Raw genomic sequence first — 12,303 nt, 5'->3', positions numbered from 1 at the left:
GTTGACGGCCGAGGCGTACGGGCCGCTCCGCTGGGTGTCGGAAAATGTCTCCCCTGATTGTTGTTCGGTAGCCATGTCAAATGATAACGTGTATGTTTGTTACGTCTCGGTAAAGACGTTGCTCTACGCGTTCTGCTCGATCTGTTCGAGCTGTGATGCGAGGTCGGACATCGCCTGTTCGGGGGATTTCTCCTGAGCGAACGCGGCGTTGACCTCCTGTGAGATGCGACCGGACTGCTGCGGCCAGACGACGGTGACCGGGCGCGGAATCGCGTTCTCGCCGGCGACCTTCAGAGCGTCGAGGTAGCGCCCGATGATGGGCACCTCGGCGGCCTGGTCGGATTCGAGCAGCGACGGGCGCGGCGGAATCCAGCCGATGATGCGGAACATGTCGAGCTGGAACTGTTCGCTCTGCATCGTCCGAAGCACCTGCACCGCGGCCTGCTTCTGTTCGTCCGAGGAGTTCGGGTTCATCGTCATGTGCCAGCCACCGAGGGCGGCGACGGGGCCACCCGTGCCCTCGTACTTGGCCTCGTCTTCGGTGACGCCGTACGGAATCGGCATGACGCCGAGGTCCTCGCCGAAGCCGGTCTGGTCGTTCTCCTCCGACGGCTCCGCGCCGTTGATGACGATGGAGTACGGCCAGTTGCGGTGCATGACCGCGTTGCCCGTCGTGAACGGCTGTCGGGACGGGTCCTCGGTCCACTGGAGGACCGCCTCGGGCGAGATGCCACCCGTGATGCCGTCGAGGGCGTACTCGTCGTCCTCGCCGTGGATGAGCGTCCGGACCATCCGAATCGCGTTGATGACCGGCTCCTCTTCGACCGTGATGGGGCGGTCGCCGATGGGGCCGAACAGGTTCTCGCGGCCGCCGAAGTACGCGCCGCCGTACGAGGTCATGAACTCGTTGAAGTCACAGCACGACAGGCCCTCGTAGACGTTCGCCTGGAACGTGAACCCGTTCTCGATGTCGGGGTTGGCGTCGAGCGCCTCCTTCGTGACGCGCGAGAAGTCCTCCCACGACATGGACTCGGTCGCCCACGTCGAGAAGTCCTCGTCGGTGTAGCCCGCGTTTCGGAGCAGGTCCTTTCGGTACTGCACCGTCGGGAAGTCGGGGAACAGCGGCTGGCCGTAGAGGTCGCCGTTCGACCCCTTCGCCGTCGAGACGCTGGCCTCGAAGTACTCCTCTTCGATGGTGGACGTGAGCTCCTCGGGGAGCGACTGCGAGAGGTTCTGCAGTTGGTTCCGCGCGATGAACGGAATCGTCCACCCGCTGTCCATCATGAGCAGCGTCGGCTCCGAGCGGCCGCCAGAGAGCCACTGCTGATACTGCGCCTGCCGGTTGTCAGTCACCTGCGACCCGGCGAGGATGTCGATGTCGATGTTCTCCGGGAGGCCGGCGTCCCGGAGCGCCTGCACGACTTCCTCTTCCGCCTCCGCGACGCGGGTGTCGGCGGCCCACTGAAGCGTGATCTCCTCGGTCGATTCTTCGGTGTTAATCGGCGTGTCGGTGTCGGTGTCCGTCCCGCCGTTACCGCCGTTGTCGTCACCGCCGCCTGTACTAATGCACCCGGCCAGTCCGACGGCGACGCCCGATGCGCCGGCCGCCTTCACAAAACTGCGTCGAGAGACGCCAGTACGCTTGCCCTTGCGTGAGTCAGCATCAACCATTACAGTCTGTATTCTACAATTAGTGATTATTTATAGTTTTGGTGCTGGCCACTACCGGTGTTGTAGTAAATTACTTGTCAATAGTCCCGGCAGTCCGAAATTCAATCAGTCGAGAATCTGGAACTATTGTCCGCAAAGGTTAGCGCCGTTGACGCTTAGTCTTTACCCGGCGCGGGCCACCTCGGCGTCTTTGGGGCTTCGATTCGCTCCATGTCCTCTTCGCTCAGGTCCACGTCGAGCGCGCCGATGTTCTCTTCGAGGTGGTCGAGTCGGCGCGGGCCGATGATGGGCGCGTCCACGACGGGCTTGTGGAGGAGCCACGCGAGCGACACCTGCGCGGGCGTGGCGTCTTTCTCCTCGGCGAGCGAGCGAATCGCGTCGAGGACGGCCCAGTTCTCGTCGGTGAAGCGGTTCGACGTGTACTCGTCCGAGTTCGCGCGCGTGTCCGCGGGCACCTCGGCGTCGCGCTCGTACTTCCCCGTGAGGAACCCGCCCGCAAGCGGCGACCACGGAATGACGCCGACGCCCTCGCCCTCACAGACCGGGAGCAGGTTCGCCTCCTCGTGGCGGTCGACCGCGTTGTACTCCGGTTGCATGGCGGCGAAGCGTTCGAGGTTCTCCACGTCGGCGGTGTACAGCGCCTTCGTGAACTGGTACGAGGACATCGTGCTCGCGCCGACGTAGCGGACGAGTCCCTCCTCGACGAGGTAGTCGAGCGCCGAGAGCGTCTCCTCGATGGGGACGCCGTCGTCCCAGCGGTGAATCTGGTAGAGGTCGATGTAGTCGGTGCCGAGGCGGTCGAGGCTCGCGTGCGCCTGGTCGATGATGTGCTTCCGCGAGAGCCCGGATTTGTTCGGCCCGTCGCCCATCGGGAAGTAGACCTTCGTCGCGATGGCGAGTTCCTCGCGGTCGCGCTCGGCGATGGCCTCGCCGACGATTTCCTCCGACTCCCCGCGGGAGTAGGCGTTCGCCGTGTCGAGGAAGTTGATGCCGGCGTCGAGCGCGCTGTCGAGGAGGTCGAGGCTCGCCTGCCTGTCGTTCATCATCCACTCCGCGCTGGAGCCGAAGTTCATACAGCCCAGACAGAGCCGCGAGACTTCGAGACCGGTATCGCCCAGATAGGTGTATTCCATGTCGGTCACACCGGTTCATACACGAACGACAATGATAAGCATGCGCACACTACGGTAGTGAGAGAAACGACCACGGACGCGCGGAGACGTAATCGCTTTACCCACGCCTCTGGAACCCGAGGTGTATGGACGGGCGCACTCGCGAGTACCTCGAAGGTCGCTTCGGCGATTACTACCGGAGCACCGACGTTCCGCTCCCGCCCGCCCCGGGCGAACGTGAGTGGGGCGTCATCCCGTGGTCGGCCGGCGGCACGCGGATGCACCGCCACCAGTCGCTTCTCGACCTCGGCGACCTCTCGGACTACCTCGCCCGGAGCGCGCCCCGGCACGTCTACTTCTCGTCGGCCCGGTTTGCCGACCCCGGCGCGGCCTCGATGGACGACAAGGACTGGCGCGAGGCCGACCTCGTCTTCGACATCGATGCGGACCACCTCCCCGGTATCGACCCCGAGACGACGGGGTACGCCGACATGCTCGACGCCGGGAAGGAGGCCCTGTTGGACCTCCTCGACCTCCTCGAAGACGACTTCGACTTCGAGGAGATGCAGGCGGTGTTCTCCGGCGGCCGCGGCTACCACGTCCACGTGCGCGACGAGTCGGTCCGCGGCCTCGACAGCGAGGCCCGCCGCGAGATAGTGGACTACATCCGCGCCATCGACCTCGACTTCGACGCACTCATCGAGACGCGACAGCACGGGACGACGACCCAGCGCGTCCTCCGGGCCGAAGGCGGGTGGGGCCGGCGGACTCACCGGCGACTCCTCGAGTTCGTGGACGCGCTGTTGGAGATGGAAGAAGACGCCGCACTCTCGCAGCTGAAGGAACTCGACGGCATCGGCGACGGGCGCGCGAAGACGATTCTCGGCGCGTTCCGCAACAACCCCGACGCCGTCCGCGAGGGTAACGTCGAGGCCGGCGGCCCGGGCGTCCGGACGCTGGTGGAGGCGCTCGCCCACGAGACCGTCGAGGACGAGACCTCGCCGATAGACGAACCGGTGACGACCGACACGAAACGGCTGATTCGCCTCCCCAAGAGCCTCCACGGCGGGTCTGGACTCGTCGTCGAACCGCTCGACCGCGACGAAATCGACGACTTCGACCCCCTCTCCGATGCGGTCCCGGACCGCTTCCGCGGCCGCGACATCGCCGTGAAAGTGACCGACTCCGGCGAGGTCGAGTTCGACGGCGATAGCTTTACACTCGACTCCGGCGTGCAGTCAGTAGACGAGAGCCTCGGCGTGTTTCTCATGACTCGCGGTCGAGCCGAGAAGGTGACAGAATGAACGTAGACGACCTCAGGAGCGTGCTTCGGACGGAGCGACAGAAAGACAGCCTACAGCACCTCCGCGAGTCGTTCTACGAGGACGTCGCGGAGTTCATCGCCGAGCAGAAGGCGAAACGCGAACAGAAGGCCGAACAGCTCGGCACCCACTACTCGCCGGAGATTCGGCGGCTCACGGACGAAATCGAGACCGCGGAGGAGGTCGTCACCTCCATCTACGAGCGCCGCGTCGGCAAGGTCGTCAAGGCCGCGAGCTTCGCGGCCGCGGGGATGTCCTCCGAGACGGACGGGCTGACCCACGAGGAAAAGCGGCTGTTCGACGACCTCGTCGACCGCATCGAGGAGAACCGCGGCACGGTGCTCTCCGCGCTCGAAGACGTGTCGGCCGCCGACTCCCCGAAGGACGGCGTTTCGGCGACCGACGTGACGACCGCGGAACCGGACGCCGGCGTTCCCGGTGTCGAATCGACGCCCGCGACGTCGCCCCCGGACGCAGTTGACGATTCCGGGCCGGCGATTCCGCCGGACGAACCCGACTCGGAAGCCGCGCCGACCGGCACCGAAACCGACGCCAGCGGCTCCGGGACCGCCACCGGCGACGCGGCCGCGGGCGACGTGCTCGCGGACGCGATGGGCGGCGGAACCGGCGACGACACCTCGAACGCGGAGTCGGGGGCCCAGACGGGGACAGACCGACCGGCCACCGAGGCGGCCGCGGTGTCGACCGATTCCGGCCCCTCGGACTCCGGCCCCGCGGTTCCGCCGGACGAGCCAGACCCGGAGACTGCGGCTCCGTCAGCGGGCGATACCGACACGGTTGAGCCGTCCGCCGACGACCCGCTTTCCGGCCTCGCCGACGAGCGCGAGACGGTCCGCATCACCGCCGACGTGGGGACCATCCTCGGCGTCGACGAGCGCGAGTACGACCTCGCCACCGAGGACGTGGTGACGCTCCCGGCAGCCAACGCCGACCCGCTGGTCGAACGCGGCGCGGCCGAGAAACTCGACTGAGAAAGACCCTTCTGCCCGCCGCCAGAACTGGTGGCTATGCTCGAAATTGGCGACGACGCCCCCGACTTCGAACTCCCCGACCAGCGCGGCGACCTCGTCTCGCTGTCCGACTTCCGCGGCGAACACGTCGTGGTCTACTTCTACCCGCGCGCCGACACGCCGGGGTGTACCACCGAGGCCTGCGGCTTCCGCGACTCGTGGGACGAGTTCGAAGACCGCGACGCGACGGTTCTCGGCATCAGCGACGACCCCGTCTCGGACCTCGACTCGTTCGCCGAGAAGTACGACCTTCCGTTCACACTCCTGTCGGACGAAGACGGAAGCGTCTCGTCGGCGTACGACTCCTACGGCGAGAAGAACATGTTCGGCAAGACGTTCGACGGCGTCTTCCGCAACTCGTATCTCGTCGGCCCCGACGGGACCATCGAACGGGTCTACGAGGGCGTCTCCCCCGACGGCCACGCCGACGAAATCCTCGCCGACCTCGACGGCTAAGCAGGCGGACGGTCAGACGTCCTGTTCCCCTCGCGCCGAGCCAACAACTACTGACCGAGTACATTCTTTACAAACGAAGGGAGACACACCGCATTTCCGGTGAAATAAACGTAGAACTCGTTGATTATTGCGCATCCCGAGAACCGCGTACCACTACGTAGCAGATGGGAGTGATATGAACGTGACGGTCGCGCCTCTGAGTCGGGCGGATGGTGGGCGAACAGTCGCCGTCGCTCGGTGGCTGGGACGCGTTCGGAAAAATACGTCTGAAGAGGCGTTACGAGGCGCTTACTGGAAGGTTCGACCGACTTCCGTCTCGCGGTCGCGTTCGACCTCGCTCTTCTGGAAGCGCTCTTCGATTTCCTCGTAGCGGCGGCGCACGTCGTCGGTGACGCTCGCGCCGATTTCGTCGAGGGCGTTCTCGAAGTGTTCCATCGTCACGCGGACGTTCCCGACGCTCTCGCCGATGTCTTCCTTTTCGACGCTCCGAATGAACTCGCGGGAGGCATTCATCGACGCCTCGCGGGCGAGCGCTTCGAGGTCGGCACCGACGTAGCCGTCGGTCTTCGACGCGATTTTATCGAGGTTCACGTCGTCCGCGAGCGGCTTTTCGCGGGTGTGCACGTCGAGGATGGCGCGGCGGGCGTCCTCGTCGGGGACGGGCACGTGGACGTGGCGGTCGAGGCGGCCGGGGCGCAGGAGCGCCGAGTCGATGAGGTCCGGCCGGTTGGTCGTCGCGATGACGACCACGTCTTCGAGCGCTTCGAGGCCGTCGAGCTCGGTGAGCAGTTGGGAGACGACGCGCTCGGTGACGCCCGAACTCGACGAGTCGCGGCCGCGCTCGGTCGCGATAGAGTCGATTTCGTCGAAGAACACCACCGTTGGGGCGTTCTCGCGGGCCTTCTTGAACACCTCGCGGACGCCCTTTTCGGACTCGCCGACGAACTTGTTCAGGAGTTCGGGGCCCTTGATGGAGATGAAGTTCGACTCCGCCTCGTTGGCGACGGCCTTCGCCAGCAGGGTCTTCCCCGTGCCCGGCGGGCCGTACATCAAGACGCCTTTGGCGGCGTCCATGTCCATCTGCTGGAACACCTCGGGGTATTCGAGGGGCCATTGGATGGTCTCGCGGAGGCGCTCTTTCGTGGGTTCGAGTCCGCCCACGTCCTCCCACGTCACGTCGGGAACCTCGACGAACACCTCGCGGAGCGCCGAGGGCTCGATGCTCTTGAGCGCCTGTCTGAAGTCGTCTTCCGTGACTTTGAGGCCTTCGAGCACCTCGGCGTCTATCTCCTCGGCGTCGAGGTCGAGCTGCGGGCGGATGCGCCGCAGGGCGTGCATCGCCGACTCCTTCGCCAGCGATTCGAGGTCGGCCCCGACGAAGCCGTGAGTGCTGTCGGCGTAGGCGTCGAGGTCCACGTCGTCGGTCAGCGGCATGTTCCGCGTGTGGACCTGCATGATCTCCTTGCGTCCGTCGCGGTCCGGCACGCCGATTTCGATTTCGCGGTCGAAGCGGCCGCCGCGGCGGAGCGCGTTGTCGATAGCGTCCACGCGGTTGGTCGCGCCGATGACGACGACCTCGCCGCGCTCGTCGAGCCCGTCCATGAGCGACAGCAGTTGGGCGACGACGCGGCGTTCCACGTCACCACCGGCCTCGCTGCGCTTGGGCGCGATGGAGTCTATCTCGTCGATGAAGACGATGGCGGGCGAGTTCTCCGTGGCCTCCTCGAAGATTTCGCGGAGCTGTTCTTCGGACTCCCCGTAGTACTTCGACATGATCTCCGGACCGGAGATGGTGTGGAACGAGGCGTCGATTTCGTTGGCGACAGCCTTCGCGATGAGCGTCTTCCCCGTGCCCGGCGGGCCGTGGAGGAGGACGCCTTTCGGCGGCTCGATGCCGAGGCGCTTGAACAGCTCGGGGTGACGCATCGGGAGTTCGATCATCTCCCGGACCTGTTCGAGCTCCTTGTCGAGACCGCCGATGTCCTCGTAGGTAACGGAGGGGCCGCCGTCGTCGCCCGGTGCGGAGTCCTTGATCTGCTCGGCGGGCTTCTGGCTCACCTGGAACTCGGTGTTGTCGGTGACGACGACGGTGCCATCAGGGTCCGTCGAGGCGATTTTGATGGGGACCGACTGGTTCGACGCGCTCATGAAGCCGAAGCCGAGCGGAAGCTGGACGCTCTGGCCCTGCGCGACCGGCTGACCGGAGAGCTTGTCGCGGATGTACGTCCCGATGTTACCGCCGATACGGAGATTCTGCGGGAGCGCGATAGTGACGCGTTTTGCGGGCTTCACGTCGGCTTTCTCCACGTCCACGCGCTCGTCGATGCCGACGCCGGCCTGCTGGCGGAGGCGACCGTCGATGCGGATGATACCCGTTCCCTGGTCTTCGGGGTACCCGGGCCAGACGCGGGCGATGGCGGTCCCGTCGTTCGGACCGTCGATGCGGATGAAATCTCCGCCTTCGAGGTCGAGTTCCGCGGCCGCGGCTCGGTCGATGGCGGCGAGTCCGCGACCGGCGTCCTTCTGTTTGAGGGGTTTGACGATGAGTTTCATTTACTTGGTGAGGGTGATGGTGAGCACGCCGTTTCGAACCGCCACGTCGGCGTCGCCGCCGGCGGGGAGTTCGAACTCCGTCTCGGTCACGCGGTCGCCGAGGTCGGCCACGACGATGGCCGTCGACCCGACGATGTCCACGTCGACCTCGTCTTCCGAGAGGCCCACGTCGGCCGCGATGACCCAGCAGTCTTCGTATTCGTACCGGCGAATGAACCGCTCGTTCCCGCCGGCGAACTGTTGCATGCTCATGATAAGTCTAACCCAAGGTTAGCGTTTTGAATATATAAATCTTTCTTCGACGAATCGGGTGACGACACCGATATACCGCATTTCGGTTGAATTGCGGTTCACAGTCGTCACGCCTCACCGTGCTATTCGCGTCGGAGTAACGTCAAACTAGTGGCCACGGCAGTCGATCGCACGGGCTACGCGGCGAATCACGGGCGAAAACTCGGTGCCGGCGTGGGGGTTTATTGGCTCGCGGCGACCAGTTTCGAGTCATGGAGACGGCTTCGGTGGACCACCACGGACGGGAGACAGCCTATCGATACCGCGACGCGGGCGGAGAGGGACCGACGATCCTCTGTGTCCACGGGAGCGGCGGCGCGCACGGCGTCTGGCGCGGTCAGTTCCGCCTCGCGAATGACTACCCGGTCGCCGCGCTGGACCTGAGCGGCCACGGCGACAGCGACGACGTGAACGCCGACATCGGCTACGAGACGCTCTCGGCCTACGTCGACGACGTGGTCGCCGTGGCCGAGGAGACCGACGCGAGCGTCCTCGTCGGCAACTCCCTCGGCGGCGCGGTCGTCCTGACGCTCGCGCTCGAACGCGACCTCGACCTCGACGCGCTGGTCCTCACGGGCACGGGCGCGAAACTCGCCGTGCTCTCGGACCTGTTGAACTGGCTCGACGACGACTTCGACCGCGCCGTCTCCTTTCTCCACGGCGAGGACAAACTGTTCCACACTGACGACGAGCAACTCGTCAAGGGCTCCAAGGCGGCGATGTACGACGCCGGACAGGCCGTCACCCGCCGCGACTTCCGGTCGTGTCACACCTTCGACGTGCGCGACGAAACCGAGGAGATTTCGATTCCGACGCTCGCGCTCGTCGGCGAGTACGACCGCCTCACGCCGCTTTCGTACCACGAGTACCTCGCGGAGACGATGCCCGACTGCGAACTCGGAACCGTCGAGGACGCCGCGCACCTCGCGATGCTCGAACGGCCGGCGGCGTTCAACGACGCCGTGAAAACGTTCCTCGACCGCCGCGTCGCATAAGTCGTCGCAACCGGGTGCGAGCGGGGATACGGACGCGAACTTCCTCAGTACAGTTCGTCGAGGTCGTCTTCGACGTGACTGTGTTCGTCGGCCGGGAACTCGCCGGCCTCGACGGCGTCCCGGTACGCGCCGACCGCCTTCTCCATCTCGGATTTTACGTCACCGAACTGGGCCGCGAAGGGCGGCGTGCGGTCACTCATTCCGACCACGTCGTCGACGACGAGCACCTGCCCGTCGCAGTCGGGGCCCGCCCCGATGCCGATAGTCGGGATGTCGATGGCCTCTGTGACCTGTTTTGCGAGATTCGCCGGGACGTGTTCGAGGACGAGCGAGAACGCGCCCGCGTCGGCGTGGGCCTTCGCGAGGTCGAGAATCTCCTGTGCGTCGTCGCGGTCGGTGCCCTGCCTGCCGTAGCCGACCTCCTTCACGCGCTGGGGGGTCAGACCGAGATGGGCCATCACGGGGATGCCGAGGCGGACGAGGTGTTCGGTCAGATCGACAGTGTGGGGGCCGCACTCCAGTTTGACCGCGTCGGCGTCGGCCTCCTTGAGCATCCGCCCGCAGTGTTCGACGCTCGACGCCTCGTCCACGCCGAACGAGAGGAACGGCATGTCGGCGACGACGAGGGCGTCGTCGGCCGCGCGCGCCACCGCGGCGGTCCGGCTTGCTACGTCCTCGACGGTCACCGGGAGCGTCGAGTCGTAGCCGAGCGCCGTGTTGCCCATGCTGTCGCCGACGAGGATGACGTCGATGCCCGCCTCGTCGACGACGCTCGCGGTCGGCGCGTCGTACGCCGTGAGCATCGTGATGGGCTCGCTACCAGCCTTCGCCCGAATGGACCGTACCGTGACCATGCGTGCCGTTCGCGCGTCCGGGTTATCAGCCTTATTAGCCAGCCCCCGGGGCACCGCCGGAGGGGCGGTCGCCGCGCCCGAGTTCCCCGACCTGCCCCCGAAGTAACACTTTACTCCGGGGAACGCACCTGTGCGAACGACGCATGCCCGCTTTGTCGCCCTCCGGACGCCGCTCGGCCCGCGGCATCTCGCCGGTCGTCGGCGTCTCGCTCCTCGTCGTCATCGTCGTCCTCCTCGCCGCGATGGTCGGCGTGATGGTGATGGGATTCGAAGACGTGCTCTCCGAGCCCCAACCGCAGGTGTCGTTCGACGTGGACTACCACCCGTCCGGCCCGGATAACGGCGCGAACGGCGCGTACATCAACATCACCCACGAGTTCGGGAGCATCGAAGACGGCAGTCTGGTGTTCGTCGTCGACGACGCCAACAACCGAATCGCGTGGGAGGACGTGTGGACCGGCGGCGAGACGGTCGGCCCCGCGGGCGAGTACGCCCACATCGACGGTGCCGGCTCCGACAGCGCGCTGAAGCCCATCTGCGAGGCGGGCCAGCGCTACCGGGTCGTCATCGAACACGAAGGCGGGTCGTCGAGCGTCCTCGTCGACTACGAGATTCCGACCGAGCCGACCTCGAAGAGCGCCGCCTGCTGAGCGACGGCCCGCACCGGGCCGTCGGAGGCGCGTCGCGAGCGCGAACCGGCACGCATTAGCCGCCGCCGTGATACTGCTACCCGTGCAACCAGTCGAGCGCTCGAATCCGGACGGCGTCGATTACGGGTGGGTCATGCAGATGACCTTCGTCACGACGATTCTCGTCGGGTCGCCCATCGTCGCGGTCCTCTCCGTCAACGCCGGCCTCCAGACGTGGGGCGCGCGCGCCGAGTTCGCGATTCGCGTCGGCGCGGTCATCTGGTTCGTGACCGCCGTCGCCCTGTTCGTCTACGCCAAGCGGACCAACGCGGGCGACGGCGGAACGCCCCCCGAAGCGGAGTTGGACACCGACATCGACGCGGAGAACTGAGCCAAGCCGAGACGAGCCCCACCCCGCCCGAGGTCTGCGTCCGCGACCGCGGTGGCGCTCGCTCCCGGAAACTCTTTCACACGATACGGCGACGTTCTCGTATGATAGACGAGACCATCGAGGAGATTCGCGAGATGCAGACGCACAGCTCCTCGGTCGTCGCCGTCAAGGCCACGCAGGCGCTCGCGGAACTGACCGAGCGCGACTACGCGACCGTCGAGGAGTTCGAACGCGACCTCGAGCGAAACGTCGGCGCGCTCAAGCGGGCGAACCCGTCGCACGCGTCGTTGTACAACGCCCTGCAGGACGTGCTTCACAGCGTCCAAGGCGAGGTCGACGACCTCGACGAGGCGCGGGAGCTCACTCTCGCCACCATCGACCGCGTGGTCGAGACCGTCGAGACGGGCAAGCGCCGCGCGGCCCAGGAAGCGGCCGCGACCATCGAGGACGGCCAGACGTTCCTCACCCACGACTACTCCTCGACGGTCATGGAGGCCGTCGAAATCGCCGTCGCCGACGGCGCGGAACTCACCGCCTACGTGACGGAGGCCCGCCCGCGCTTCCTCGGCCGGAAGTTCGCGCGCGAACTCGCCGCCATCGACGAGGTCGAACCGCATCTGATGGTCGACGGCGCGTCCGGGATGTTCCTCCCGAAGTGCGACCGCGTCATCATCGGCATGGACTGCATCGTCGAGGAGACGCTCTACAACCGCATCGGGACGTTCCCGCTCGTCGCCGCCGCCAACGAGGTCGGCGTGCCGGTCACGGTCGTCGGCTCGAGCGCGAAGGTCGTCGACGGCGGCTTCCGCTTCGAAAACGAGATTCGTTCGCCCAGCGAGGTCATGCTCGAACCCGTCGAGGGCATCGAACTGGAGAACCCCGCCTACGACGCCACGCCGGTCGACCTCATCGACGAGGTCATCACCGACGAGGGCGTCATCGAGTTCTGAGCGGGCGGCGACCCGCCCGCGAGTCGTTCGGTTTTCGTCGCTTCGACG

Annotated in this window: 12 protein-coding genes; 7 read left to right on the top strand and 5 right to left on the bottom strand. The window is 66.1% G+C overall.

Translation table 11 applies throughout. The features are described 5' to 3' along the window. Positions 1–123: 123 nt before the first annotated feature. Positions 124–1,671, bottom strand: coding sequence for a substrate-binding domain-containing protein (locus C5B90_RS09345; RefSeq protein WP_115880963.1), 1,548 nt, complete (start codon positions 1,669–1,671; stop codon positions 124–126). Between the two features lie 155 nt (positions 1,672–1,826). Continuing rightward, on the bottom strand, positions 1,827–2,804 hold the full coding sequence (locus tag C5B90_RS09340; RefSeq protein WP_115882462.1) for an aldo/keto reductase: 978 nt from the start codon (positions 2,802–2,804) through the stop codon (positions 1,827–1,829). 125 nt (positions 2,805–2,929) lie between these two features. Here C5B90_RS09340 and priS point away from each other — a divergent pair, with 125 nt between their 5' ends. Genes priS through bcp form a run of 3 tightly spaced genes read left to right on the top strand, consistent with a single transcriptional unit; the run spans position 2,930 to position 5,592 of the window. After that, the gene (gene priS, locus C5B90_RS09335) at positions 2,930–4,087 is read left to right on the top strand and encodes a DNA primase small subunit PriS (RefSeq protein ID WP_115880961.1); all 1,158 of its coding nucleotides are present in this window, start codon (positions 2,930–2,932) and stop codon (positions 4,085–4,087) included. Then, positions 4,084–5,097, top strand: a complete 1,014-nt coding sequence (locus C5B90_RS09330) for a DNA replication complex GINS family protein (RefSeq protein ID WP_115880959.1) — start codon at positions 4,084–4,086, stop codon at positions 5,095–5,097. Before priS ends, C5B90_RS09330 begins: the two co-directional genes overlap by 4 nt. Positions 5,098–5,133: 36 nt before the next feature. Next, positions 5,134–5,592 carry a thioredoxin-dependent thiol peroxidase gene (gene bcp, locus C5B90_RS09325; RefSeq protein ID WP_115880957.1) on the top strand — a complete coding sequence of 153 codons (459 nt, stop codon included), beginning with the start codon at positions 5,134–5,136 and terminating at the stop codon, positions 5,590–5,592. 288 nt (positions 5,593–5,880) lie between these two features. On the opposite strand, the gene C5B90_RS09320 is transcribed toward bcp, so the two are convergent. Together C5B90_RS09320 and C5B90_RS09315 are read right to left on the bottom strand one after the other, a co-directional pair. Then, on the bottom strand, positions 5,881–8,145 hold the full coding sequence (locus C5B90_RS09320) for a CDC48 family AAA ATPase (protein WP_115880955.1): 2,265 nt from the start codon (positions 8,143–8,145) through the stop codon (positions 5,881–5,883). Further along, positions 8,146–8,397, bottom strand: a complete 252-nt coding sequence (locus tag C5B90_RS09315; RefSeq protein WP_008095074.1) for an Hsp20/alpha crystallin family protein — start codon at positions 8,395–8,397, stop codon at positions 8,146–8,148. Between the two features lie 251 nt (positions 8,398–8,648). On the opposite strand from C5B90_RS09315, the gene C5B90_RS09310 reads away from it, so the two are divergent. After that, entirely contained in the window at positions 8,649–9,431 is a 783-nt protein-coding gene (locus C5B90_RS09310; RefSeq protein ID WP_115880953.1) for an alpha/beta fold hydrolase, read from the top strand. A gap of 44 nt (positions 9,432–9,475) precedes the next feature. Here C5B90_RS09310 and panB read toward each other — a convergent pair whose 3' ends face one another. After that, complete coding sequence (panB, locus tag C5B90_RS09305) at positions 9,476–10,285, bottom strand: 3-methyl-2-oxobutanoate hydroxymethyltransferase (protein ID WP_115880951.1); 810 nt, start codon at positions 10,283–10,285, stop codon at positions 9,476–9,478. Between the two features lie 143 nt (positions 10,286–10,428). On the opposite strand from panB, the gene C5B90_RS09300 reads away from it, so the two are divergent. From C5B90_RS09300 to C5B90_RS09290, 3 genes are all read left to right on the top strand, one after another. Further along, positions 10,429–10,935 carry a type IV pilin gene (locus tag C5B90_RS09300; RefSeq protein ID WP_115880950.1) on the top strand — a complete coding sequence of 169 codons (507 nt, stop codon included), beginning with the start codon at positions 10,429–10,431 and terminating at the stop codon, positions 10,933–10,935. Between the two features lie 133 nt (positions 10,936–11,068). Beyond that, complete coding sequence (locus tag C5B90_RS09295) at positions 11,069–11,305, top strand: DUF5822 domain-containing protein (RefSeq protein ID WP_004974655.1); 237 nt, start codon at positions 11,069–11,071, stop codon at positions 11,303–11,305. Positions 11,306–11,406: 101 nt separating this feature from the next. Further along, on the top strand, positions 11,407–12,255 hold the full coding sequence (locus C5B90_RS09290; RefSeq protein WP_115880948.1) for a translation initiation factor eIF-2B: 849 nt from the start codon (positions 11,407–11,409) through the stop codon (positions 12,253–12,255). Positions 12,256–12,303 lie beyond the last annotated feature (48 nt).

Source organism: Haloferax sp. Atlit-12N, from assembly GCF_003383095.1.
Classification (GTDB): Archaea; Halobacteriota; Halobacteria; order Halobacteriales; family Haloferacaceae; genus Haloferax.
The sequence above is the reverse complement of the archived record's forward strand: the minus strand, read 5'-3'. Positions and strand labels throughout refer to the sequence as shown.

Bases quoted from the DNA above. Each gene is read 5' to 3' on its own strand.
- C5B90_RS09345 (WP_115880963.1), bottom strand. From the start codon at position 1,671: ATGGTTGATGCTGACTCACGCAAGGGCAAGCGTACTGGCGTCTCTCGA.
- C5B90_RS09340 (WP_115882462.1), bottom strand. From the start codon at position 2,804: ATGGAATACACCTATCTGGGCGATACCGGTCTCGAAGTCTCGCGGCTC.
- priS (WP_115880961.1), top strand. From the start codon at position 2,930: ATGGACGGGCGCACTCGCGAGTACCTCGAAGGTCGCTTCGGCGATTAC.
- C5B90_RS09330 (WP_115880959.1), top strand. From the start codon at position 4,084: ATGAACGTAGACGACCTCAGGAGCGTGCTTCGGACGGAGCGACAGAAA.
- bcp (WP_115880957.1), top strand. From the start codon at position 5,134: ATGCTCGAAATTGGCGACGACGCCCCCGACTTCGAACTCCCCGACCAG.
- C5B90_RS09320 (WP_115880955.1), bottom strand. From the start codon at position 8,145: ATGAAACTCATCGTCAAACCCCTCAAACAGAAGGACGCCGGTCGCGGA.
- C5B90_RS09315 (WP_008095074.1), bottom strand. From the start codon at position 8,397: ATGAGCATGCAACAGTTCGCCGGCGGGAACGAGCGGTTCATTCGCCGG.
- C5B90_RS09310 (WP_115880953.1), top strand. From the start codon at position 8,649: ATGGAGACGGCTTCGGTGGACCACCACGGACGGGAGACAGCCTATCGA.
- panB (WP_115880951.1), bottom strand. From the start codon at position 10,285: ATGGTCACGGTACGGTCCATTCGGGCGAAGGCTGGTAGCGAGCCCATC.
- C5B90_RS09300 (WP_115880950.1), top strand. From the start codon at position 10,429: ATGCCCGCTTTGTCGCCCTCCGGACGCCGCTCGGCCCGCGGCATCTCG.
- C5B90_RS09295 (WP_004974655.1), top strand. From the start codon at position 11,069: ATGCAGATGACCTTCGTCACGACGATTCTCGTCGGGTCGCCCATCGTC.
- C5B90_RS09290 (WP_115880948.1), top strand. From the start codon at position 11,407: ATGATAGACGAGACCATCGAGGAGATTCGCGAGATGCAGACGCACAGC.